Source organism: Sorangium sp. So ce590 (assembly GCF_051521365.1).
Lineage (GTDB): Bacteria > Myxococcota_A > Polyangia > Polyangiales > Polyangiaceae > Sorangium.
Window position 1 is genome coordinate 9,342,929 of record NZ_CP150346.1, and the last position, 22,912, is coordinate 9,365,840.

The following is a 22,912-nucleotide window of genomic DNA, read 5'->3' on the forward strand; positions in this document are numbered from 1 at the left end:
TCACGAAGCGCGGGACCCGTCCAGCCTGGCGAGCGCGGCCGTCGGCGCGCGGAGGCCCCCGCGACGCCATCAATCAGGCGATCGCCGGCGCGCACGCCGCGAGTCGGCTACGTCGTTGTCCGCCGGTCGTGATCGCGTCTGCCCGGAGGGAGCTCGCATGAAGGCGACAAAGCACCGAAATAATTGGTGCATTTCTCCCGACCGCCCCGCCTTCATGTCGGGGCCCGGCCGTCGGGCGGCCCCTTATCGTGGCTTGGCAGCGGGCTTTGCGGGCGCCTTGCGGGCGGCCTTCTTCGCGGGCGCCTTGGCCGCGCTCGTCGCGGCCGCGCGGCGCGCGGGCGGCGCCTCGGGCGCGCCGCCGCCGCGCACGAGCGCGAGCACGGCGTCGGCGTGTCCGTCGACCTTCACACCGCTGAAGGCGCGCTTCACCTCGCGGTCGGGACCGATGATGAACGTGCTCCGGATCGTGCCCATCACCTTCTTGCCGTACATCGTCTTCTCGCCGTAGGCGCCGTAAGCGTTGTGCGCGACGAGGTCCGGATCGCTGAGGAGCGTCACCCCGAGATCGTACTTGTCCCTGAACTTCCGGTGGCGATCGACGGAGTCGCGGGAGACGCCGAGCACGACGGCGCCTGCCTCGGCGAACGCGTCGAGGGCGGCGGAGAAGGCCTGTGCCTCCCGCGTGCAGCCCGGCGTGTCGTCCTTCGGATAGAAGTAGAGGACGACCGTCTTGCCCTGAAAATCGGCGAGTCCCACCCTCTTGCCGCCGTCGCTCTCGAGGGAGAAGTCCGGGGCACGGTCGCCTGCATTCACCATCGCTCGTTCGCTCCTTGTCTGAGCGGGCGCAGGGAGGACTGACCCCCTCCGGCCCCGCGGCGCGCACGATACACGCGACGTCGCCGGCGTACCACAAGACTGCCCCGGGCGCGCCGGCCCGGATCCGGCTCGGGTGGGGCGTGGCTCCCGTCCCCCGGCGCCCGCCCGGCCGTCGGGGGCGGCGGCGGGCGAGCCGATGTGGAGCGGCGAACGCTGTCGGGCTGCGCGCGTGCAGGCAGAAGAGCAGCGCCCCGGGCCGGCTTGCCCCCACAGGGCAACCGAGGTACCCACAAGGCACATTCGCACGACGCGCTCGACGGCGTCATTGAATGAGAAGGCGCCAGCGCCGCTGGAGGAGATCATGACCCTACCCGTCCCCGTGTACATCGTCGCAGCGGCCCGGACGCCGATCGGCGCGTTCCAGGGTGCACTCTCGCCCTTGCCCGCCCCCCGCCTGGGCGAGGTCGCCATCCGGGCGGCCCTCGAGCGGGCGAGGCTCTCTCCGGACGCCGTCGAGGAGGTCTTCCTCGGCAACGTTCTGTCCGCCGGCATCGGGCAGGCGCCCGCCCGGCAGGCCGCGATCTATGCCGGCATCCCGAGCAAGGTCCCGGCCACCACGGTGAGCAAGGTCTGCGGCTCGGGCCTCCAGGCGGTCATCTTCGGCGCGAAGACGGTCGCGCTGGGCGACGCGGACGTCGTGGTCGCCGGCGGCATGGAGTCGATGTCCAACGTGCCCTACTACCTCCCGCAGGCGCGCTCCGGCTACCGCATGGGCGACGGCAAGCTCGTGGACGGCATGATCCATGACGGCCTCTGGGACCCGTACGGCAACTTCCACATGGGCACGGCGGGCGACGCGTGCGCCAGGGAGCACGGCTTCTCGCGCGAGGCGCAGGACGAGTACGCGAGGGAGAGCTTCCGCCGGGCGCTCGCGGCCCAGCGCGAGGGGCTGTTCGCCGCGGAGATCGCGCCCGTCTCCGTCCCGCAGAGGAAGGGCGACGCCGTGGTCGTGAAGGACGACGAGGGCCCGCCGGCCGGCAAGCCCGAGAAGTTCGCCTCGCTGAGGCCCGCCTTCCAGAAGGACGGGACGATCACCGCGGCCAACGCCTCGTCGATCAACGACGGCGCGAGCGCGCTCGTCCTGGCGAGCGAGCGCGCCGTGAAGGAGCACAAGCTCACGCCGCTCGCGCGGATCGTCGGCTACGGCGGCGCCGCGCAGGCGCCCGAGTGGTTCACGACGGCGCCGGCCGCGGCGATCGCGAACACCACGAAGAAGCTCGGCCTGACGACCGACCAGATCGACCTGTTCGAGGTGAACGAGGCGTTCGCGGTGGTGGCGCTCGCCGTGAACAAGCTCGCCGGGCTCGACGCCCAGAAGGTCAACATCCGCGGCGGCGCGGTCGCGCTCGGCCATCCGATCGGCGCGAGCGGGGCGCGCATCCTGACGACGCTGCTCTTCGCCATGAAGGACCGCAACGCGAAGCGCGGCCTCGCCACGCTCTGCATCGGCGGCGGCGAGGCGCTCGCGGTCGTCCTGGAGCGGTGATCCGGCCGCGGCCCATCACGGCGGGCGTGGAGGCCTTCGCCGCGCGCACGCCGACGCTGCCGCCGGCGACCCACACGAACAGCTACGCGCTCGGCGGCCGCGAGGTGCTGCTCGTCGAGCCGGCCACCCCGTACGAGGACGAGCGCCGCGCGTGGCTCGCGTGGGCGCGCGGCCTCGCCTCCGGGGGGCGGGTGATCGTGGCGATCGCGGTGACCCACCACCACGCCGACCACGTGGGGGGCGCGCGGTTCTTCGCGGCCGAGCTCGGCCTGCCGGTCTGGGCGCACGCCGAGGCGGCCGCGCGCCTCCGCGACGTCCCTGTCGCGCGCCACCTCTCGGACGGGGAGGTTGTGCGGCTCGACGGGCCGGCGCCCACGGCGCTCCGCGTGCTCCACACGCCGGGGCACGCGCCGGATCACCTCTGCTTCCTCGACGAGGCGCGGGGCGCCCTTGTCTGCGGCGACATGGTGGCCGGCGCGGGGACGATCCTGATCGATCCCCGGGAGGGCGACATGGCGGAGTACCTGGCGCAGCTCGAGCGGCTCGCGGCGCTCGGCGCCCAGGTGGTCCTGCCCGCGCACGGCGGGCCGATCGACGCGCCCGAGGCCCTGTTCCGGCGCTACGTCGCGCACCGGCGGCTGCGCGAGCAGCGGGTGCTCGGGGCGCTCGCGGCGGCCGGCGAGGGCGGCGCGTCGCTCGATGCGCTCCTGCCGCTCGCCTACGCGGACACGGCGCCGGCGCTCTGGCCGCTCGCGCGGCTGAGCCTTGAGGCGCACCTGATCAAGCTGGAGCGCGAGGGGCGGGCTCGGCGGGGCGAGGGCGGGTGGCGGCGGGCGGCGGGCGACGCGGAATGACGCCCGATCGCGCGCGGAGTCCACGCCTCGTCATCCTCCCCTGTTGTCGCGCCTGTGCCGAGCGAGCGTGTCGGCTCTCGGTCGCGAGCAGCGGAGAAGCAATTTACGTGATGCCTTTGACCACCACCCCGGGGCGGGCGCGGGTCACCGATTCGCTCCCATTCATCGCACGCTGCGGCAGCTGCTTGCCCGTGGAGGGATCGTGCTCACCGAGAGCGAGAGCGCGCGCATCCAGGCATGCACGGACATTGCCACCCTCGACCGCTGGGCCGATAACGTCCTTGGGGCGAAGACCGCCACGAAAGCGCTCTCCTGACGGTTGACGGATGCGGCCCAGCACGGCGAGGTCCACGGCGCGAGCGCCGCCGACGAAACCTCCTGGACACCGCGCCGTGACCGAGAACCGCGTTGCGCGCGCGAGCGCAGACAACTAGGGTGCGCCGATGAGCACGATTCATTTCATCGGGGGCGAGAAGGGCGGCGTCGGCAAGTCGGTGGTGGCGCGTCTTGTCGCCCAGTACTGCATCGATCGCGCGCTCCCCTTCATTGCCCTGGACGCCGATGGCTCGCACGGGGCGCTGCTGCGGCACTATGCCGAGCACAGCCGGCCGGTGGACCTCACCCGCTTCGAGAGCGCCGACGACCTCATGGCGCTGGCAACAGAGGCCGAGCGCCGGGTGGTGGTGGACCTGCCGGCGCAGAGCGAGCGCCCCCTCTTCGCCTGGATCACGGAGGCGGGGGTCCTCGACCTGGCGCGAGAGTGCGGCGTCGAGCTCGTGTTCTGGCACGTGATGGACGACGGCAAAGACTCGTTACTCACGCTGGATCGGCTGCTCAAGCGCGGCGGGACGGCGGCGCGCTACTGCATCGTGAGGAACCAGGGCCGGGGCAAGGATTTCTCGCCCTTCGATCGCTCGCCGACCCGGGCGGCGGCCCAGGCGCAAGGCGCCGTGGTCCTCGACCTGCCCGAGCTGCACCCGGCCGCCATGCAGAAGATCGATCACCTCGACGTGAGCTTCTGGGCCGCGGTCAACAACCCGGCGATCGGGGGTGAGACCTTCACGAGGATGGATCGCCAGCGCGTGAAGGTGTGGCTGCAGACCGCGTTCGACCAGCTCACGCGCGCCGACGTGGTCTGAGCGTGAGCGGTCACGACGCGCCGGGCGCCCCGGCGCCCGAGGTGGCACGGCACCGTCGTTTTCAGGTGGTCATCTCCTCTTCCTACGATTTTTACGATTCCCACGATTTTTACGACTCCTACGATTCCGACGACGAGCTCTGCGGAAGGGAGATGCCTGTGCCAGAGTCGCGGCATGCAGGGCCAGTCCGACCATTGCGCCACGCCGCCGGGAGCGTCACGCCGAGGCCGCACGCCCGCTCTGCGCCTCAGCCCGCTGCGCTGGCTCGGCGTCGCGTCGGGCCCGGCCGCCGCCCTCGCGATCGCGCTCATCCCGAGCGGGCTCCACGCCATCCCCGGCTACGGCCACCGCCCTGCGTACGCGGCCGCGGTCGCGGCGTGGATGGCGCTGTGGTGGCTCTTCGAGGTGCTCCCCATCGCGTACACCGCGTGCTTGCCGCTCGTGCTCTTCCCGCTGCTCGGCGTCTTCGGCCGCGGGCCCGCCGGCGACGCGGCCCGCGCCGTCGCGCCGTTCCTCGATGCCTATATCTTCCTGTTCCTCGGCGGCATGGCGATCGGCGCTGCCATGGAGCAGTGGAGCCTGCACCGGCGGGTGGCGCTCCACATCATGCGGGCCATCGGCACCGACCCGAAGCGGCTCCTGCTCGGCATGCTCGTCGCGACGAGCGGCATCTCCCTCTGGATCTCCAACACCGCGACCGCCGTGATGATGGTCCCGATCGGCCTCGCCCTGCTCGCGCAGCTGGAGTCCGCCGCTGGAGGGCGCCGGCTCTCGCATTTCGGGACGGCGATCATGCTGGGGGTGGCCTACGCCTCCAACGTCGGGGGCATCGGCACGAAGATCGGCACCGGCGTGAACTCCATCTTCTGCGGCTTCCTCGCCGACAAGCTGCACCGTGACATCGGCTTCCTCGAGTACATGACGCTCGCCTTGCCGTTCGTGGTCCTCTTCGTCCCGCTGCTCTGGCTCGCCCTCTGGCGCGTGGGCAAGCGGGACCGGCTCGGCGCCGGCCACGCGCGCGACGTGCTCGACCTCGAGCTCGCGGCGATGGGCCCGATGGGCCGCGGGGAGAAGAAGGTCGCCGTCGTCTTCGCGGCGGCGAGCGCGCTCTGGATCCTCGGCGACCCGCTGCGCGCCGTGCTCGCCCCGCCGCTCCAGGCAGCGCTGCAGGGCCTCGGCGCGGCGCTCGGGTCGGGCTCCGCGGCCGACTTCAGGGTGCAGGGCAAGCACTACGAGGCGGGCGTGGCGCTCCTGGCGGCGTTCAGCCTGCTCGCCCTGCGCGCCCTCTCGTTTGCCTCGGTGCGGCGGATGCCATGGGGCACGCTCGTCCTGCTCGGCGGCAGCTTCGCGATGGCGGCCGGTATCGAGGGGGGCGGGCTCTCCGCGTGGATGACCGCGAAGCTCGCGGTCGTCGCGGAAGCGCCGTTGCTCGCGCAGCTCGGGCTCGCCAGCGGGGCCACGGTCGCGCTGTCGGCGCTGGCGTCCAACACCGCGACCGTGAACGTCGCCCTCAACGTGCTCCCTCGGGATCTCGGGGTGCTGTTCGCGGCCACGATCGCCGCGTCCTGCGACTTCATGCTGCCCACCGGCACGCCGCCCAACGCCATCGTGTTCGGCAGCGGCTACGTGCGGCTCCCCGTCATGATCAAGACGGGCTTCGTCCTCAACGTCGCCGCCGCCGTGCTCATCACGGCCTATGTGTACGGCTACGCGCGTCACCTGTTTGGCAGCTAACCCATTGCCCCCGGTCCGGGTGAACCGAGGGTGATCACGCGACGGCGCTTCGCTCCCCATCGTCCGATGATCGCGGGGCATTGAGACGACGGGAGATGACGGGAGATAAAGAGGACCGCAGGGGCGCGGGGGACGCAAGGGACCGGAGACGATAGGGGGATTGTCCCAGGCGCGAAACGTGGGTTCGGGAGATCCCACCGGAGATGAATGATAGGAGACTTCCGGGCGCGGTTGCGGTATGAACGGATCATGGAGATCAAAGACCTGTCCGACTTCCTGCGCGCCGATCCTCGCTTCACCACCCGTCGCAAGTGGCTGATCCTGAGCGAGCTTGTCTACACCCCCACGGGTGAGAAGGTGGAGGAAGGCTTCCGCTATTTCACCTGCTCCGCCGATGCCCTCACCGCCGCCCTGGAGAGGCGGGACTTCGCCGCCATCGCGAAGCTCCCCTTCGCCCTCGACGATGAGGGCGAGCCGGACACCTCCGCCGTGCGCCTGGATCTCGCCTACACAGCGTCCGGTGCCTTCGCCGCCTTCCAGCCCGTGGAGTATCGCGAACACGTGCCCACGTACCTGTCAGCGTCCATGGTCCTCGAGGGGGCCGAGGCCCGGGCGCTCCGCGACACGCTGCGGGAAATCGACCAGTCTTCCTAGAGCGACAAGCCGCGGCATTTGTTGGCAATCCGAGGAATTCGGTAGTATGGGCTCGTGTCATACCTCGAGCCCCCGCTGAAATTCTTGGCATGCTGGAATTGCATTGCGCGGCCCCTGCTCTCGGGAGCCCCCCATGCGTTCCTCGTCGAGCGCTTCCCCACAAAGATCCGCCGCACCTCCATGTCCATCCCCTGCCCCTGGGCAATGGCTGGGTCGGCGGCGCCTTGCCTCTGATCGCCATCACCGCGTCGACCTGGGCCACGACCACGTTCGGGACTGGCACCATCTACACGGGCCTTATTTATCCCATCTTAGTCTTCATGGTGACGTTGATCGCGGCGGTTGTTTCCTCCACAAGACCGGGGATCCCCGCATCGACGCCGACCTCCACGAGACGTGACCCGGACTGAACCCGCGTACCCGATTCACCGCCAGAGGAGATTTTTCATGAGCACCTGGAAGACGCCTAGCGCAACTCTTGTCGTCTCGCTCGCGCTGGCCGGAGTTGCTGCGCCGGCCACGAGCGAAGCGCAAACGGCAGATCCGCCTCAGCAGGCTGCGCCAGCCGAGCCGGCGACCGCGCTGCCCCCCGTGGTGGAGCCTCCTTCTGCGCCTCCTCCGGTCGAGCAGAAGAAGGCCGAAGACAAGCCTCTCGTGCGTGTCTACGGCATCGTCAAGCCCACGATCGTCGTGGGGAACGGCCTCGAGTCCTTCGGCAACCCGAACTACGTCGCCCCCACGGCCGCGGCGAACCCGCTGTTCCTCTCCCATCCAGATGCCGTCGGCCTGAGCTTTCAGGCGCAGCAGACGCGCATTGGCGTGGCCGTCGGGGAGGGCACGCCCGTGAAGGCGCAGGTCGAGGTCGATTTCGTGGATTTCGCCAAGTCCTCGCCGGCTCAGGCGACGACCCTTCGCATGCGTCAGGCTTACGTGGAGTGGTCTCCTGCCGACGGGCACAAGCTCACGCTCGGTCAGGCCTGGGATCTGTTCTCGCCGCTGAACACGCACACGTACAACATCGTGGGTGGGCTCTTTCAGTCCGGAAACTCGGGCTTCGTGCGTCACCAGTTCATCTACCTCGCGAACCTCGGCAGCGTCGAGGTGGGCGCCGCGCTCGGTCTGGTCAGCCAGAACGTCACGGCCATCCTCAACAACGTCGAGTACTCGCGCACGCCCACCTTCGCGCTGCGTGCGAGCTATCGCGCCGAGAAGGCCGCATGGGTGGGCGCCTCGCTGATCGGCACGCAGCTGGCCTTCGACGCGAACCTGCCGACCGAAGAGGGGCGGCTGGCGGTGGGTGGCAACCTGTTCGCCGAGGTCACGTCCGGGCCGCTGAACGTGCGGGCCGAAGCGTACGGCGGTCAGAACCTCGCCAACTTGGGCCTCCTGACGCTCGGGCAGGGCTACAGCACGAACGACGTCACCGAGGTAGGCGGCTGGGTGTCGGGGAAGCTCACGTTCCTCGAACGCCACTCTGTGCACCTCGTCGCGGGGGCCGCGATGGTGCTCAACACCGACGACATGCGGCTCGGCTACACGCCCGCGAGAGCGGCGACGGCCGAAGCGCCGGCCACCCCTCTCGCGCGCGTGGGCGGCAATGGCCCCGGCTTCGAGCGCAACGTGACCGTGCGCGGGGGCTACGCCTTCGCGCCCATGAAGGGGCTCTCGATCGTGCTCGAACCTTCCGTGATGCTCACGCGCCACAAGCTCGGCCCTGACGACGCAGCGCAGACGGACGCCGACCGCCTGGGCTGGGGCGTCGAGACGGGCGGCATCTACCAGTTCTGACGGCCCACGCGCCGGAGCGCGCTGGAGCTGTCCCGGTCGCTCCCGACCGCGGCGCCCCGGTCAACTCGACAGCTTACCCGCGCGTCGAGCTTCGCCGGGCCGGGGCTCTCAACTCCAGTGCGCGGCCAGCTCGAGGCGAGATGAGGGCCGCGAGGACTTTGTAGATGCCGCTCATGTCGTCGCGGGTGCACTGACGGCCAATCTGGTGGATGAGGTCTTTGCCTTCACCGCTGGTGCGCCGGATGGCGTGGAAGAGGTCTTTGTACCAGACGATCGGGTACCAGCCGGTGGAGATGATGCTGCCGTAGTGAATGCCGTCGCGCAGCGGCTCGCTCATCCTGTCCAGGCTGAGCTTCTGGAGGCGCTCCCCGCGTAGGTTGCTCGAGTCAAGCGCTGCGCTGGAATCGAGCCGACCGGCGATCGTCGCCGGTGTCGACGTGGCGCCGCACGTTCGGCGCCGGATGCGCGCAACGAGCGAAGGACGGGATCAGCGCAACGCCGTGGTGATGACATAGCGCGTCTTGTCCGAGTCCGGATCGTCGCAGTCCTTGTAATACTGCCCGGGCGGGTGGAGCTTGCTGCAATGGTCCTGGCAGCTGCCGACGATCTCGATCATCCCGCAGGGCTCGGCCTCGTCCCCGCTCCCCGCGGCGCAGTCGCGCCGCGCCGCGCGCGACGCCTCGACGTTCGCCTCGTTGTAGCAGGCGCGCAGGTACGGCGTCTCCGCGAAGAGATCTCCCCAGAAGGCGCCCTCGACATGAGGATACGCCTCGCGCTCGTCCCGGTCGACCTCGTGGCGCAGCGGCTTCTCGTGCGATCGCATCGAGATGACGACCGACGCGCCATAACGGTTCGTGCGGGCCGCCAGACAGGCGGAGACGATCTGCTTGCCGGCCGCGTGGAGCGGGCCTCGCCTCCACTCGTCGGCGAGGCCGAGCTCCCCGTGATAGACCTCGTCGTGGGTCGTGCCCGCCACGTCGGTCCAGGAGAAGCGGAAAGCCTGAGACGCGTCGAGCGCGCAGCTGACCGTGTACTTCACGAGCATCCGGAAGAGATCGCCGCCGATCCCGGAGTCCTGCAGCGCGGAGGCTGCCGCCGGACGCAACGTATTGTAGCTGAGCGCGTTGTAGCTCAGCGCGTTGTAGCTCAACGCATTGTAGCTGAGCGCGTTGTAGCTCAGCGCATTACCGCTCACGAGCGCGTCAGCGCTCGAGTCGACATTCGCTGCTTCGCCATCCGCTTCGAGCGCCAGCTCGGGCGCGATGCAGCCGGTAGCCACGAGAAGGATGCCAATGCATCCAAGAACAGACTTGGTTTTCACGTGATGAGACCTCGGTAGCGAGCCAAGGGGAGCGCTCGCGCCCCCCGATCACAGCACGCCCTCCGGCACGTCGCTCAACACAACGACAGCCGGGAACTCTCCACGTCTATGAACATCGTACGTCGATTCACTCCGTCTGTCAGCTCTTAAATCGACGTTCCGTGCGGATTCTCCCGTGGGAAAGCGGCGCGTGGTTCCCCGTAGTTCCGTTCAGCCGCGCTCAGCTGCGTTCAGCTGCATTCAATTACGCTCAGCTGCGTTCAGCTGCGTTCAATTACGTTCAGCTGCGTTCAGTTGGGTTCAGTTCCGACCCGTGCCGACCCACTGCGCCGCGAGCTCCAGTGTGCGGGCGTTGTCCGGGACGTGGGAGAGAAAGCGCCTGCGCCACTCGGGGTCACGGACGCCGGCGGCCCGGTCGAGCAGCTTGTCGCGCGCCGAGGAGATGGCCGCGGCGGCCCGCGGCGCGTCGCCGACCGCGGAGAACGCCTCGGCGTGGACCAGCCGGATCATCGACTCGCCCTCTTCGAGCCCGCCGAGCGACTCGAGCGCGGCCAGGGCCTCGCCGGCGGCCGCGAGCGCCTCGGCGGCGCGCCCCAGCCCGATCAGCGCCCGCGCGCGGAGCGCCGTGGCCGCGACGCGGAACGGCGACGCGCTCTCCAGCGCCTCGGCGAGGCGCGCCTCGCGCTCCGCGACCCCGAAATCGCCGGCGAGCAGGGCGATCTTCGCCAGGTACGAGCGCGACACCACCTCGGCGCGCGGATCGCCGAGCCGCTGGCTCGACGCGAGGGCCGCCTCCTCGACGGCCCGCGCCTCGGCGAGCCTGCCGCGATAGGCGAGGACCTGCCCCAGGCTGGCCTGCGCCGCCGCCACCACCTCGTGGAGGCCCATCCGGTCGGCGGCCTCCAGCACGGAGCGCAGCGCCGCCTCGGCGCCGCCGTAGTCGCCGAGCTCGCCATAGGAGTAGCCCAGGTTCGCGCGGGTGATGCACGCGTTGCGCCGGTCACCGACCTGCTCGAACGCCGCGAGCGCGGCCTCCAGGCCGGTGACGCACGCGCCGGGATCGCCCCCGCTCATGGCGCGGAAGGCCCGCGCCTGGTGGAGCCCCGCGACCACCTCGGCGCCCGCGCCGGCGCCGCTCGACGCCCCGTCGCTGAGGGCGCGCTCCACCTCCGCGATGAGCGCGTCGACGACCGCGGGCCGCCCGGCGAAGGCCAGCGTCGAGGCGCCCGCGCAGAGGCACGTGCTCCTCGCGCTCTCCGCGCCCTCCAGCGCGGGCGCGCCGATCGCCGCGCCCACCCGCCGCTCCACGTGGTCGAAGCCGCCCAGCTTGCTCGCCGCGGCGACGACCTGCGCGATGGCCGTGAACCACGGCGCCGAGCCGGGCGTGAGGTGCTCCACCGCCTCCGTCCCCCGCTCCTCGGCGAGCGCGAGGTCGCCCCGCCACACGTGCGCCTCGGCCTGGACCAGCCGGAGCGCCCCCACCACCGCGGGCTCCGGTGCGCACGCGAGCCCGCGCTCGGCCCGCGCGATCGCGGCGCCGAGGTCGTTGCCCTCCAGGGCGTGCTGCGCCGCGCGCAGGTACGCCGCCGCGGCGCGCGGGGGCACGGCGCCGCGCTCGAAGTGCTCGGCGAGCGCCATCGCGTCGGGCTCGCCCGCGCGCTCCAGCCAGTCGCCCGCCAGCGCGTGGCCCAGCCGCCGGTCGGCCTCGGTCAGCATGCCGTACGCCGCCTCGCGCACCAGCGCGTGGCGGAAGCGGTACTCGACCTCGCCCCGCAGCCGCCCGGGCCCGCGCCGGTGGATCACCTCGCGCCGCTCCAGCTCCGAGAGCCAGCGCGTTACCCCGGCGCCCCCGAGCAGCGCGCTCACCCCGCTCGGCCAGAACGCCTGGCCGAACACGCTCGCCGCCCGCAGCACGCGCCGCGCCTCCGCGTCGAGCGCCTCGATGCGCGCCTGCACCATCGCCAGCACCGTCTCGGGCAGGTCCGCGCCGTGGCCGGCCGCCACCGCCCGGACCTGCTCCTCGAGGTAGAACGGGTTGCCGTCGGCCCGGTCCACCAGCGTGGCCACGACGTCCGCGCTCACCTCGTCGCCGAGCGCCGCGCGCACAAGCCGCTCGCTCGCCCGCCGCGTGAGCGGCGGCAGCATCATCTGGTTGCCGAAGCGGCCCTGCGACAGCCGGGGGAAGATCTCGTGCACCTCGGGCCGGCCCAGCCCGAGCACGAGGAACGGCAGGTCCTTCAGGCTCCGGAGCGCCGCCTCTACCATCGTCACCGTGGGGAGGTCGCCCCACTGGAGGTCCTCGAGGATCAGCACCACCGGCTGCTTCGCGCACTCGGCCCGGATGAACTCTTCCCACGACAGTCGCAGCTGATCGCCCATCAGCAGCCGGTTGCGCCGCGCGGCGCCGACCTGGATGTCGTCGTCCGGGAACGGCGCGCCCACCAGCTCGCCGAGGAAGGCGCTGACCCGCCCCACGTCGAGCTCCGGGTGGCGCTCGACCCGCGTCCTCACCTTGCGCCGCCGCTCCTCGAGCGGCTCGCCGTCGACGATGCCCATCACGCCCCGCAGCGCGCGCGACAGCAGCCCGAACGCCGAGCCCGAGCTCATCGGGTCGCCCTGGCCGAGCCACACCTCCACGCTTGCGCCATTGGCGCCGTGGGCGCCGTCGGCGCCGTGGGCTCCGTCGGCGCCGTGAGCTCCATCGGCGCCGTGGTCGCCGCGCTCGCCGAGGTCCCCTCGCGCCCCGCGCGCCGATATCTTCTCGAGGAACTCCTGCCGCAGCCGCGACTTGCCCATCCCCGCCGCCGCGACCACCAGCAGCGCGCCCGAGGTCGACTCCTCCACGCTTCGCTCGAGCTCCGCGGTCAGCACCGCGAGCTCCCGCTCCCGCCCCACGCACGCCACCGGCTTGCCCAGCAGCGCCGGCGCGGTCGCCACCCTGAGGTCGTCGCGCGCCCCGTGCAGGAAGCGCGCGCCGCCCTCGCTGCTCGTCTCGAACCGGCCGCCCAGCAGCCCCGCCGTCACCTCGTCGATGCGCACCGCGGCCGCGGGCGCCGGCTCGCCTTGCGCCGGCAACAGCTGCACCGCCCGGTCGATGAGCTCGCCCATCGGGATGCGCGACGTGAGCTCCGCCCGCCCCGTGACGAGCGAGACCGTCGCCCCCCCGAGCAGCGCGCGCAGCGCCAGCGCGCAGCGCCCCGCCTGCGCCGCGAGATCCGTGGCCGCCTCGGCGCTCGTCAGCACCACCAGCGGCGAGCGCGCGTCGATGAGCTCCATCTGGCCCTGGTAGCGCGCCGCGAGCGCGCGCAGCTCCTCGGCGCGCTCCAGCGCCCGCGCCTGCTCCTCCTCGTGCGAGCGCGTCTCCTCGTCGGGCTCCGAGCGCTCGTGCGCGAGCACGAGGCACGTGACGCGCCGCTCGCTGCTCGTGAGCTCCAGGACACGCACCGGCGCGACGGGCTCGCTCCCGGCCGCCGCGCACAGGTTGCGGAGGTCGACCGCGCCGAGCGCCTCGGCCACGGCCGCGCCGTCGCGGGGCCGCTCGTCGGGCAGCTTCGCGAGCAGGCTGGCGACCAGCGCGTCGAGCTGCTCCGGCAGCTCGGGGCGGAGCTCGCGGACGCGCGGCGGCTCGTCGAGGAGCACCTTGACCAGCACCGCGAGGACCCCGACGCCCTGGAACGCGGCGCGCCCGGTGAGGCACCTGAAGAGCACGCAGCCGAGCGCGAACACGTCGGCGCGGGCATCGACGCTCCGCTCGCCGCGCGCCTGCTCGGGCGCCATGTACTCCGGGGTCCCGAGGACGGTGCCCGGCATCGTGAGCTGCTGATCGATCCGGAAGCGCGCGATCCCGAAGTCGAGCACCATCACCCGGTCGAGCCGCCCCTCGGCGAGGAGCAGGTTGCTCGGCTTGAGGTCGCGGTGCACGACGCCCTGCCGGTGGAGGGCGCCGAGCGTCTCCGCCACGCGCGCGACGACATCGACGCTCTCGGCCGGGGTGAGCCCCCTCTGGACCATGCGCTCGGCGAGCGTCTCGCCCGAGAGCCACTCCATCACCAGATACGGCTTGCCGTCCGCCGTGAGGCCGTGAGCGATGTACCGGACCACACCGGGAATGCGCAGCGCCGAGAGCGCCTGCACCTCGCAGGAGAAGCGGCGGAGCTCACTCTTGCCGGCGCGGCGAAGCACCTTGAGAGCCACCGTGTCGCCGCTGCACAGGTCGCGCGATCGGTAGACGTGGCCCATCCCCCCCGAACCCGCGAGGGCCTCGATCTCGAACCGCGCGTCGACGATCTCTCCCGCCTGCATCAACGGCCGTGAAGCCACCGATATCACGCGCGCGGCCCTCCTGGGCCGAATCCAGGCCTGGATGGGCGCGCGGACTCACCTCGTGGCGCGCGCGTCCGGGTCGATCGCGCGATGCGATGCGATGCGTCGCGGGTGAAGCCGCTCGAACAACGCACGCTCGGGGAGGAACGGTGCTCCGCCCTTGCGGCATGCCCTGGAAACCATAGTATTGCGTACGATAGCTTGGTGCGCAAGATCACCAGATAACGCGTCCAGCGTGGGTGCGTCACCCACGAGGAGGGTTTCTGTGATGCGCGGACCGCTTCGGAGCAGGCGAGCGAGCCGGCTCCTGTGTAGTCCGATACCCACAGCGGGTGACCGCACTGTCCCGCTGGACGCGTCATGCGCCGCCGTGATGATCACGCTCCCCTTCTTGCTTCCCGTGCCGACCTGCCGGTGAGCCCCGGCCATCGGCTCCAGTGGATAGCGTCTATCGATGACCGGCTTCAGCTTGCCCGCCTCGATCAGCTATCGAATGAACGTCAGCGCCTCGAGCTTCTCGGTCGCCATCGCAGACACGCGCTCTTGCCGCCCGCCATCGACGTCCGCGCTCATCGCGCTCGGCCACCACGAGATCCATTTTCAGCGGATTTTTCCCACGACGACGCGGATGGCGCTTGGAGACACCACGGCGAGGACATCATGAATGAATTTTTTCTCTCCAGGCGCTATCTGCGCCCGGTGGTGCTCGCGGCTCGCTCGGCGGTTGAAGATTTTCCCCCCGGACCTCGTCTGCGCCCGGGTGGTGTTCGCAGGCTCGCCCGGCGGTCAAGGTGTGTTGACATCCAGCCACGGGGCTGCGATGAATTGGCGGAGCTTGCCCTTACCTGACAGGAGACGTCGGATGTCGATGAGCAAGAGCTTGATGAGTGCCGTGTTGATGAGCGTCGGCATTGCCTTTGCGGGCGCGGCGTGGGCCGCGGGTGGGACGGCGGACGTCCCCGCTTCTGTTGCCGAGGGGAAAGATTTCGGCTGTGGTGCAAAAGGACAGAAGCCCTGTCCGATGCAGGGCTGGATGAAGACGGTGATGCAGTCGGCGACCACGAGCGGCGACGGCGCGAAGATCGCGTCGGCGCTGGAGTACGTCGCGGCGAAGCCGCCGCCCGGGATGCCCAAGTGGGTCGCGATCTCGAAGGACGGCGTGGAGAAGGCCAAGAAGGGCGACATCGACGGCGCCAAGGCGAGCTGCAAGGCCTGCCACGATCTGTACAAGGCGGAGTACAAGGCCAAGCTCCGCGACGCCGCCTTCTGAGGCGTCTCTCTCTTCCCGCTCCCCCCCTGTCGCGCCGAACGCGCGCTCTCCTGGCAGCCCTGGTCGCACCCGCCGGGGCTCGGTCCGCGGGCGCGGGCCGCCGCTCCCCGTTACCGTCCCCCCTCGGTTGCCGCTGCTCCCCGCTTCGGGGAGGCGCGCGGCCCGCGCCGCTCAGCAGGCGTCGTTGCCGGCTGCCGCGCAGATCTCCTGGGGCGCGAGCGTCCGGCCGAAGACGCGGAGGCTGTCGAGCAAGCCGTCGAACTCGTCCTTGCCCGAGGGCTCTTCCGAGCCGATGAAGATGGGCTGTTCGTCCGAGGCGATCACCGCCCCGGAGGAGCTCCGGTCGATCTCGACGCCGTTCACGTAGAGGCTCTGCGTCTGGCCGTCCGAGAGACACGCGATGTGCGTCCACTCGCCTGGAACGAGGGCGTGAGGCACGTTCCGCTCGACCCCCATGGTGCAGCGGATCTCCCCGCCCGCCATCAGGAAGATCGAGGGCTTCCCGCCGCTGTCGATCACGGCATATCTCCCGCTCTTCGGCAGGGTGGCCGGGTTGATCCAGACATCGATGGTCATCGCAGGGGCGGTCCACGCGGCGTCGTGGCGGAATTCGAGGCTGCTCCCCCGCGTCACCCTGAGCGCCTGGCCGTCCTTGCCGGGCTCGTATCTCAGGTTCTGCGCCCGCTTGGGCTTGAACTTGTGCCGGGAGCCATCGTTGGGGTCCCCCTCGAACGCGAAGCACGCGATCAGCGACGGATCTGACGCGTCGCACAGCGCCGCGGGTTCCTCCACGGGCTCTTTCGCGGGCTCCTCGGCGGGTTCTTCCGGGGGTGCGTTCCCCGGCGCCTCGGCGGGAGCTTCACCGAGGTCTCCGAACGGTTCCTCCTCCGCGGGCTTTTCCGGTCGAGGCTCGGATCGTTCTGGCTGGCCGGTGCCTCTCGTGTCGAGGGCACAGCCCGGCAGCGACAGCAGCACAACGGCCATGCCGGCCAGGCAATGGGGTGAACGACGGGAGGAGCAAATCATACTGCGTTTCCTGTGGCCGGCAGCATAGACCCAAAGAGCGCGCCGTGTCACCGAGAGTCGCACGAGGGCTGACACGATGCAAACGCTCTCCCCGGGTCTCACCCCTCCGGCGCCCGCGCGAGGAGCGAGATAGCCGCTCCGCAGCATCGCTCTCCGGAACATCGAGAGCATAACTTTCAAGAGATCACCGACCTGTCGATGACATCGTTCTCGAGGACACGGTCGTGCGCGATACGAGGCCTTCCGCGGACGATCCGGAGACAGGGTACGGTATCTACGTCATCGCCGACATCGAGGCTAACCTGCAATCCGAGGCGACCCTGCGGCGCGTCGTCGTCGAGCAAAACCGCTTCCTGGGCGTCGCGTTCCTCGGCTCTGACGCCTCGAACCAGTGCGGCTGTCAGGGCGCGAGCTTCCCGTGCAGGACCAAGAGCGCGGGGCTCACGCCGCCGGAGTCGCTCCCACCGGTACTGTAAATATCGAGCGCGTGGAGGCGCGCGCCGAGCGCGATCTCCCGATTCGCCGCCTCCCGCGCCTCACCCCGGCGCGCGCTTCGCGCGGCGGAGATCCGCGGCCGCGCCCTTCCGCTCCTCCGGCTGGCACGTCGGGCAGAAGATCGCGTCGTACCCGTGGACGCTCGAGCGACGGAGCTTGTCGCCGCAGCGCGGGCACGGCTGGCCCGGGCGCCCGCGGACCTTGAGGAAGTCGCGCAGCTTCTCGTCGAGCGCCGGCGCCCGCCGGGCGATCGTCCGGGTCGCGTCGCCGAGGACGCGGGCGACCGCCGCGTGGAGGCTGTCGAGCTCCCCCTCGGAGAGGCTCTTGACCGTGGCCTTCGGGTGGATCTGCGCCTCGAAGAGCACCTCGTCGGCATACGCGTTTCCCATGGAGTCGAGCGCCGCCTTGTCCATCAGGAAGTCCTTGACGAGGCCGCGCCGCCCGCACGCGGCGGCGCGGAACGCCTCCGGCGTGAACACCCGCGGATCGAGGACGTCGAGGCCCACCCGCTCGAGCCCGGGGATCTTGTCGTAGTCGCCCCGCGCGAGCACGTAGACCTTGCCCATCTGCACCTCGTCGCGATACCGCAGCTCGCGCCCGTCCTTCAGGGCCAGCGAGAAGGCGAGATCGGTCGGGATCCGCGTCTCCCCGGGCAGCGTGATCGAGAACCGCCCCGCCAGCATCGGGGCGATCACGAGATCGAGCGCGCGCGCCCCGGCGAGCTCGATCACCACGGCGTGCGCACGGCGCGACACGCGCCGGATCTCCACGCCCGAAAGGAGCGCGTCGAGGCGCTCCGGGAGCAGGACGCGCAGCACCACCGGGCTGTCGGCCCGGGCCGCCGCCACGATCGCGCCCGCGAGCTCGCGCGCGAGGATCGGGACGACGTATTCCAGGTCGGGGCGCTCCGGCACGACCCCAGGATACCGATCTCACCGCGGAGGTCGCGTACGACCTCCGATCGGGCGGAAAAGAAATGCGGCGGCGCGCTGCTCAGGCGCTGATCTGCGGAGCCTCCGTGCCGTGCGCGACCTCCCCGCCGTCGCGCTCCTCCGGCTGTCGATCGCCCTCGGCCACGAGATCCTGGCTGCGCGCGAGCGCGTACACGGCGCGGATCCGCGCCGGCGCGAGGGCCGGCCCCGGCTCGGGGTTCAGGAGCACGGCGCCGTCGTCGAGCTCCAGCGCCACCGGGATCACGCCCCGGGGCTCGAGCGCCGCCCGGAGCTCCTCGAAGCGGATCGCGCCGTCCGCGCGCTCCGCCTGGCCGAGCGGCGGCGCCTCGACGCGCACGAGGTCCTGCCCGCCCTCGTCGAGGAGCTCATCGTAAAGAGTCGTTACGCCCGGCACGAAGGCGCTGTGGACCATGAAATAGTTCTTGATCCGCTCGGTGCTGACGAGGCTGAGCTGCAGCCGATCCGACCCGGCGAAGCCGCACCTGCCGGCGTCGAGGAGGCACCGGACGTGCTCGCCCTTGGCCACCGAGGAGAACTCCGCGAGCACGTGCAGCCGCGCGCCGTGCGCGAGCTCGCCGCTCTCCAGCGCCCGCGCGAAGCGGATGAGCCGCATCGCCGTGCGCGCGTCGCGATCGAGCCCCTCGGGCTCGCTCAGGAACACCGCCGCGGAGGCCGGCGCCCCGCGCGCCGCGCAGCGCACCGCGAGCGACGCGAGGTCGTGCCCGTGCTGCGTGTACACCGTCGCGCTGCCGCCGCGCGGGAGCGGGAGCGTCGCCCCGTTCGATCCCGGCGGCGCGCCCTCCGGCGCGAGCGTCACGCCGAGCGAGGCGAGCCGATCGGCGAGCGGCATCCGCTCGTCGCCGCGCTCCCCGAGGACGAGCGTCACCTCGATCCCCGGGACGAACTGCGCGAGCGCGTGCAGCAGCGAGGGCAGCGCGGGGCTGTACCCGACGATCAGCACCCGCTTGAGGCGGCTGCGGCGCAGCGAGAGCGTCGCCGCCCACGCCCGCGCCGCGCCCGCGCCGTTCGCGCCCGCGCCGTCCGCGCCCGCGCCCGCGCCGTCCGCGCCCGCGCCGTCCGCGCCCGCGCCGTTCGCGCCCGCGCCGTCCGCGCCCGCGCCGTTCGCGCCCGCGCCGTCCGCGCCCGCGCCGTCCGCGCCCGCGCCGTCCGCCCTCGCGGCGGGCGCGATCCCGCGGCCCATGAGGAGCTCTCGCCCGTAGCGCCGGAGGGGCGCGTAGGTGGCCGACACGCCGATGAGCCCCCGGAGCCGCCGCGCCGGCACCCGGCCCGCCCGCGCGCCGAGCGCCCACGCCGGTGATCCCTCGATCGGATCGAGCAGCGGGTTCAGCCACTGCACGAGCCCCTCCGCCGGCACGAGCTCGCCCTCCCGGCGCACCGGCACCGCCTCGCCGAGGAGGACGCCCGCGAGGACCACGTTGTTCTGGCAGGCCGCGCGCGCCATGCGCGAGAACGAGATCTCGCCGCCCGGCCCCTCGCCGAGCGCGGCGACGATCCGCGCCGCTTGCTCGCCCAGGAAGATGTGCGTGTAGAACTCCGACCCGTCGGCGGTCATGAGGTCGGTGTAGAGCGACTCCACGCCCGGCGTGATCAGGTGCTGGCACAGGAAGAAGCCGAGGAACCGCTGCATGTCGAGCGGATACGTCCCCGGCCCGCCCACCGCCTGGAGCAGGTCGCGGTTCTTGCTCTCCTGCACCTCGACGAACACGTGGCCGCGCCGGTTCTGCATCCGGAACGAGGAGAGGGTCATGGCCGTCACGGCGTCGGCGTCGGGCCCCGCGTCGGGCCGCGCGAGGATCAGCGCCCGCTTCACCCCGGCTGCGCCCACGAGCCCGAGCGCCTCGGGCTGCGCGCTGTCCCCCTTGCGGTAGGCCACCCAGCGCATCCTCGGCGCGTAGAGGTACGCGGGCGGGTCGTCCTCGGTGCCGAGGAGCGCCATCCGCGGGAACGCGTGCCGGGTCGGCGGGGGCCCGCGGCGGACGAGCCACACCCAGAGCTCCGAGAGCCGGAGGCTCCGGAGCGCCCGGTGGCGCTCGTACAGCCGGACGAACTCCTGCACAAGCATCTCCGCCTCGTGCACCGGACCGATCACGAGCGTGTGCCCCGCGTAGCCGACCGGCCGCCGCCGCGCCGCGCGCACGACCTGGTCGACCACGTTCGCGCCGATGCCGATGATGAACGACGTGATGAAGACGCCCACCATCGTGAGGCCGAGCGAGATGACGGCGACGAGGGGGTGCACCCGGAGGTTCGCGACGAGGTTGTCGGCGCTCTCGAGCTGCCGGAAGGACCACCAGATCCGGTCGATGAAGGTGGTGTCGGGGACCGGGCCGCGGCCGTCGTAGTCGTGCGCGACAGCGAGGTGGCTGAGCAGCACCGACGCGCCGAACGCGAGCCCCCAGACGGCCAGCGTGACGAGCCCGAACTGCTCGAGCAGCTCGCGCCGGGTCAGGATCGCGTAAAGGTCGACCGCGATCTCGCGCGTGAAGCGCAGGAGCAGGAAGAGCCGCGAGAGCCGCAGCACCGGCAGGGCGTGGGCGGCGTGCGCGTCGAGGAGCTGCTCGAGCGGCAGGAAGCTGAGCCAGGCGAGGACGTCGAAGGCGAAGAGGAGGACGTCGAGGCGCGACCGCTCGCGCCCGCGCTCGCGCAGGAGGGCGGCCCGGAGCAGGAGCTCCACGCCGAAGATCCCGAGGAAGTACGGGCGGAGCTCGTCTTCGAGGCCCTGGATGGGCAGCACCGAGACGAGGATCAGGAGCGAGAGCGCGGCCTTGACGGGGCGGGCCTCCAGCCCGGCGGCGAGGCGGAGGAGCAGGGGCGGGCGGGGCGCCATGGGCGCGAGGATAGAGGAAAGGCGACCCCGTGCGCCGCCGTCTCCGGGCGATCCGGGAGGCGCCTCGGCGCGCCCCGCTCCGGGCGCCGCACTGCCCGGACCGAATAGCAGCGGTCCACCTCGGGGCGGACATTGCCCTGCGCGTCCGTCGTTATCCCGTTGAACTCGTCGGAGATGACGCAGAAATTCATGCGATCTGTACCATAGTAGCGGGTCAACACCTGGAACATGGCAGTCCCGAAGCTCGAGTGCCCAGAGACGTACGCCGGGAACGATGGCGTCATGCGCGACGGGCCCTGGTTGCTGCCGGGGCTCCCGACGGGCGTCCACCCTCTGTCAGCTATCGTGAACGGGTTCCCGTCCCTGTCGGCATGACGGATCCCGACGATGGGCCTCCAGAAGTCGTAATGGTATTTCGTCTCCCGCGTGGCGATGCCGGCGTCGGCCAGCGCGATGTTGACCAGCGCGAAGTAACGGGCGTTGTCGATCTCCGAGTTGCCCTCCTGGACCGCGAGGACCCGCGCGATCTGGTTGTAGAGCCGCGGCGGCACCCCGATGCGCGGGGCGTCGTCGTACGACCGCGGCGAGCGGGCCGCTCGGGTAATACACGCTCGCCTGCGACGCCCCGTCGACGCTCAGGATCGCGAGATACCGCGCCTCGGCGCTCGTGTACGTGAGCTGGAGCGCGTCGCCGGGCAGGAGCCGCTCTCCCGCGCCGCCGGGCAGGACCTGCTCACCGCGCTTCACGTGATGGACCGCAAGGGGCCCGGCTTGGGCACGGGTCGGTGTCGATTCGCAATCTTCCGCTGTTGCTACAATTTTGCAGCTCGACTCGACGTGCCCAGCGTGCGCCCGATGCAGTGCTTGAGGCCCGCCTGGAGGTCGGAGAGCGTCGTGATCTCGGAGAGGTCGAGCCCGAGCGAGACGACCGTCTGGGCGACGCTCGGCCGGATCCCGGTGATGATCCCCTCGGCGCCGAGGAGCCGGATCGCGCGGACCAGCTCGACGAGGTAGCTCGCCGTCTTCGTGTCGACCGCCTCGACCCCGGTCAGGTCCAGGAGCGCGAAGCGGGCCTGGGTGCGCACGACCGCCTGGAGCAGGCTGTCCATCACCTCCGCGGTCCTCGCGCTGTCGACAACGCCGATCATCGGGAGCGCCAGCACGCCGCTCCAGACCTGGAGGATGGGCGTCGAGAGCTGGCGGATGACCTGCTGCTGCCGCTCGATGAGCGAGAGCCGCTCCCGGAGCTCCTGCTCCGCGCGCCGCGACTCGGTGAGATCGAGGGTGATGCCGACCACCGCGTCCACCTCGCCCCCCTCGCCTCGGACCGGGACGAACCAGTTCTCGATGGGCTTTCCGTTCGCTTCCATGACGTTGTGGATCGGCTCCCCTCGAAGGGCAGTGCGCAACCCCACGGTCTCGTGCTCCTTGTAGAGGTCGAAATTGTTCAGCCCGACGAGCTGTCCTGGCTTCATGCCGGCCGACGCGAGCGCCTTGCCGTCATAGTAGGTGAACACACCGCGGCTGTCGGAGGCCCAGACGACGACATCGAGGTTGTCGACGAGGGCGCGGAGGATCGCCTGCTGCTGCGCCTGGCGCCGGGACGCCTCGATCTCGGCCGTCACGTCGCGGCCGATGCACAGCACGCCGGCCGCCTCGCCCCGGGGATCGAGCACGCGGTGGTGAGCCCACGCGCACGCCATGTGCTCCCCGTCGCCCCGAGCGTGGCGCAGGCGCCGTTCCCCGCTCTCCTCGTCGAGCAGGCGCCGCCATAGCCCCTCGTCCTCGGGCGTGGGCAGCAGCTCGTCGATCGGCCGGCCGATCGCGTCCTGTCTCGAGATGCCGAGCTGTCTCGCGGCGCTCTCGTTCCACTCCGTGATCGCGAGATCCAGGCCGTATTCGACCACCGCGAGCGGCGATCGGGCAAGAGTGTGCACGTGTTCCCTCATCTTCAGGAGCGCCGCCCGCCGGCTGCCTTCGCTGCGCGCCAGCGTAACCCTGAGCCCCATCGGCAGATCAAGTTCCTATCAGGGGCCACGCGGGCGCGAAGGCCACATCGCATCACGGCGCCCGCGCGCGTCAGGCCAACGGCGTACGACGCAGCGCGCCGGGGCCGCCGCGCGAGGAACAGCGGCCCCTCGGGCC

The 22,912-nt window shown here is 71.4% G+C and carries 19 protein-coding genes; 9 read left to right on the forward strand and 10 right to left on the reverse strand.

Going from position 1 to position 22,912, the window contains the following annotated elements; all coding sequences use genetic code 11:
* Positions 1 to 243 precede the first annotated feature (243 nt).
* Positions 244 to 816, reverse strand: coding sequence for a peroxiredoxin (locus WMF28_RS35405; RefSeq protein ID WP_437597941.1), 573 nt, complete (start codon positions 814 to 816; stop codon positions 244 to 246).
* Positions 817 to 1,177: 361 nt separating this feature from the next.
* On the opposite strand from WMF28_RS35405, the gene WMF28_RS35410 reads away from it, so the two are divergent.
* From WMF28_RS35410 to WMF28_RS35435, 6 genes are all read left to right on the forward strand, one after another.
* Positions 1,178 to 2,362 (forward strand): thiolase family protein, encoded by a 1,185-nt coding sequence (locus WMF28_RS35410; protein ID WP_437597942.1) that lies wholly within the window; start codon positions 1,178 to 1,180, stop codon positions 2,360 to 2,362.
* Positions 2,359 to 3,216 carry an MBL fold metallo-hydrolase gene (locus WMF28_RS35415; protein ID WP_437597943.1) on the forward strand — a complete coding sequence of 286 codons (858 nt, stop codon included), beginning with the start codon at positions 2,359 to 2,361 and terminating at the stop codon, positions 3,214 to 3,216. Before WMF28_RS35410 ends, WMF28_RS35415 begins: the two co-directional genes overlap by 4 nt.
* Before the next feature lie 443 nt (positions 3,217 to 3,659).
* Entirely contained in the window at positions 3,660 to 4,355 is a 696-nt protein-coding gene (locus WMF28_RS35420) for a mobilization protein (RefSeq protein WP_437597944.1), read from the forward strand.
* Between the two features lie 174 nt (positions 4,356 to 4,529).
* On the forward strand, positions 4,530 to 6,089 hold the full coding sequence (locus WMF28_RS35425) for an SLC13 family permease (protein ID WP_437597945.1): 1,560 nt from the start codon (positions 4,530 to 4,532) through the stop codon (positions 6,087 to 6,089).
* 249 nt (positions 6,090 to 6,338) lie between these two features.
* On the forward strand, positions 6,339 to 6,743 hold the full coding sequence (locus WMF28_RS35430; protein WP_437597946.1) for a hypothetical protein: 405 nt from the start codon (positions 6,339 to 6,341) through the stop codon (positions 6,741 to 6,743).
* A 447-nt stretch (positions 6,744 to 7,190) separates the two neighbouring features.
* Complete coding sequence (locus WMF28_RS35435) at positions 7,191 to 8,531, forward strand: hypothetical protein (protein WP_437597947.1); 1,341 nt, start codon at positions 7,191 to 7,193, stop codon at positions 8,529 to 8,531.
* Between the two features lie 73 nt (positions 8,532 to 8,604).
* Here WMF28_RS35435 and WMF28_RS35440 read toward each other — a convergent pair whose 3' ends face one another.
* The 4 genes from WMF28_RS35440 to WMF28_RS35455 all read right to left on the reverse strand — a co-directional run bounded on the left by WMF28_RS35440 (position 8,605) and on the right by WMF28_RS35455 (position 14,661).
* Positions 8,605 to 8,868 carry a hypothetical protein gene (locus tag WMF28_RS35440; protein WP_437597949.1) on the reverse strand — a complete coding sequence of 88 codons (264 nt, stop codon included), beginning with the start codon at positions 8,866 to 8,868 and terminating at the stop codon, positions 8,605 to 8,607.
* A gap of 150 nt (positions 8,869 to 9,018) precedes the next feature.
* Positions 9,019 to 9,726 carry a hypothetical protein gene (locus tag WMF28_RS35445; protein WP_437597950.1) on the reverse strand — a complete coding sequence of 236 codons (708 nt, stop codon included), beginning with the start codon at positions 9,724 to 9,726 and terminating at the stop codon, positions 9,019 to 9,021.
* Between the two features lie 426 nt (positions 9,727 to 10,152).
* Positions 10,153 to 14,154, reverse strand: a complete 4,002-nt coding sequence (locus WMF28_RS35450; RefSeq protein ID WP_437604340.1) for a serine/threonine-protein kinase — start codon at positions 14,152 to 14,154, stop codon at positions 10,153 to 10,155.
* Positions 14,155 to 14,229: 75 nt separating this feature from the next.
* The gene (locus tag WMF28_RS35455; protein WP_437604341.1) at positions 14,230 to 14,661 is read right to left on the reverse strand and encodes a zinc-binding dehydrogenase; all 432 of its coding nucleotides are present in this window, start codon (positions 14,659 to 14,661) and stop codon (positions 14,230 to 14,232) included.
* Between WMF28_RS35455 and WMF28_RS35460 the strand changes: the two genes are divergently transcribed.
* Positions 14,630 to 14,839, forward strand: a complete 210-nt coding sequence (locus WMF28_RS35460; RefSeq protein ID WP_437597951.1) for a hypothetical protein — start codon at positions 14,630 to 14,632, stop codon at positions 14,837 to 14,839. The two genes, WMF28_RS35455 and WMF28_RS35460, sit on opposite strands and share 32 nt — an antisense overlap.
* A 234-nt stretch (positions 14,840 to 15,073) precedes the next feature.
* Entirely contained in the window at positions 15,074 to 15,445 is a 372-nt protein-coding gene (locus tag WMF28_RS35465) for a hypothetical protein (protein ID WP_437597952.1), read from the forward strand.
* Positions 15,446 to 15,616: 171 nt separating this feature from the next.
* On the opposite strand, the gene WMF28_RS35470 is transcribed toward WMF28_RS35465, so the two are convergent.
* Positions 15,617 to 16,237 (reverse strand): LamG domain-containing protein, encoded by a 621-nt coding sequence (locus WMF28_RS35470; RefSeq protein ID WP_437597953.1) that lies wholly within the window; start codon positions 16,235 to 16,237, stop codon positions 15,617 to 15,619.
* Positions 16,238 to 16,695: 458 nt separating this feature from the next.
* On the opposite strand from WMF28_RS35470, the gene WMF28_RS35475 reads away from it, so the two are divergent.
* Positions 16,696 to 16,947, forward strand: a complete 252-nt coding sequence (locus WMF28_RS35475; RefSeq protein WP_437597954.1) for a hypothetical protein — start codon at positions 16,696 to 16,698, stop codon at positions 16,945 to 16,947.
* 60 nt (positions 16,948 to 17,007) lie between these two features.
* On the opposite strand, the gene WMF28_RS35480 is transcribed toward WMF28_RS35475, so the two are convergent.
* From WMF28_RS35480 to WMF28_RS35495, 4 genes are all read right to left on the reverse strand, one after another.
* Positions 17,008 to 17,880 (reverse strand): DNA-formamidopyrimidine glycosylase family protein, encoded by an 873-nt coding sequence (locus tag WMF28_RS35480; RefSeq protein ID WP_437597955.1) that lies wholly within the window; start codon positions 17,878 to 17,880, stop codon positions 17,008 to 17,010.
* Positions 17,881 to 17,959: 79 nt separating this feature from the next.
* Positions 17,960 to 20,767 (reverse strand): hypothetical protein, encoded by a 2,808-nt coding sequence (locus WMF28_RS35485; RefSeq protein ID WP_437597956.1) that lies wholly within the window; start codon positions 20,765 to 20,767, stop codon positions 17,960 to 17,962.
* Positions 20,686 to 21,318, reverse strand: coding sequence for a vanadium-dependent haloperoxidase (locus WMF28_RS35490; protein ID WP_437597957.1), 633 nt, complete (start codon positions 21,316 to 21,318; stop codon positions 20,686 to 20,688). The genes WMF28_RS35485 and WMF28_RS35490 overlap by 82 nt, the downstream gene beginning before the upstream one ends.
* Positions 21,319 to 21,579: 261 nt before the next feature.
* The gene (locus WMF28_RS35495) at positions 21,580 to 22,704 is read right to left on the reverse strand and encodes a PAS domain-containing protein (RefSeq protein ID WP_437597958.1); all 1,125 of its coding nucleotides are present in this window, start codon (positions 22,702 to 22,704) and stop codon (positions 21,580 to 21,582) included.
* Positions 22,705 to 22,912 lie beyond the last annotated feature (208 nt).

Bases quoted from the DNA above. Each gene is read 5' to 3' on its own strand.
- WMF28_RS35440 (WP_437597949.1), bottom strand. From the start codon at position 8,868: ATGAGCGAGCCGCTGCGCGACGGCATTCACTACGGCAGCATCATCTCC.
- WMF28_RS35435 (WP_437597947.1), top strand. From the start codon at position 7,191: ATGAGCACCTGGAAGACGCCTAGCGCAACTCTTGTCGTCTCGCTCGCG.
- WMF28_RS35485 (WP_437597956.1), bottom strand. From the start codon at position 20,767: ATGGCGCCCCGCCCGCCCCTGCTCCTCCGCCTCGCCGCCGGGCTGGAG.
- WMF28_RS35450 (WP_437604340.1), bottom strand. From the start codon at position 14,154: ATGCAGGCGGGAGAGATCGTCGACGCGCGGTTCGAGATCGAGGCCCTC.
- WMF28_RS35460 (WP_437597951.1), top strand. From the start codon at position 14,630: ATGACCGGCTTCAGCTTGCCCGCCTCGATCAGCTATCGAATGAACGTC.
- WMF28_RS35410 (WP_437597942.1), top strand. From the start codon at position 1,178: ATGACCCTACCCGTCCCCGTGTACATCGTCGCAGCGGCCCGGACGCCG.
- WMF28_RS35405 (WP_437597941.1), bottom strand. From the start codon at position 816: ATGGTGAATGCAGGCGACCGTGCCCCGGACTTCTCCCTCGAGAGCGAC.
- WMF28_RS35430 (WP_437597946.1), top strand. From the start codon at position 6,339: ATGGAGATCAAAGACCTGTCCGACTTCCTGCGCGCCGATCCTCGCTTC.
- WMF28_RS35420 (WP_437597944.1), top strand. From the start codon at position 3,660: ATGAGCACGATTCATTTCATCGGGGGCGAGAAGGGCGGCGTCGGCAAG.
- WMF28_RS35465 (WP_437597952.1), top strand. From the start codon at position 15,074: ATGAGCGTCGGCATTGCCTTTGCGGGCGCGGCGTGGGCCGCGGGTGGG.
- WMF28_RS35425 (WP_437597945.1), top strand. From the start codon at position 4,530: ATGCAGGGCCAGTCCGACCATTGCGCCACGCCGCCGGGAGCGTCACGC.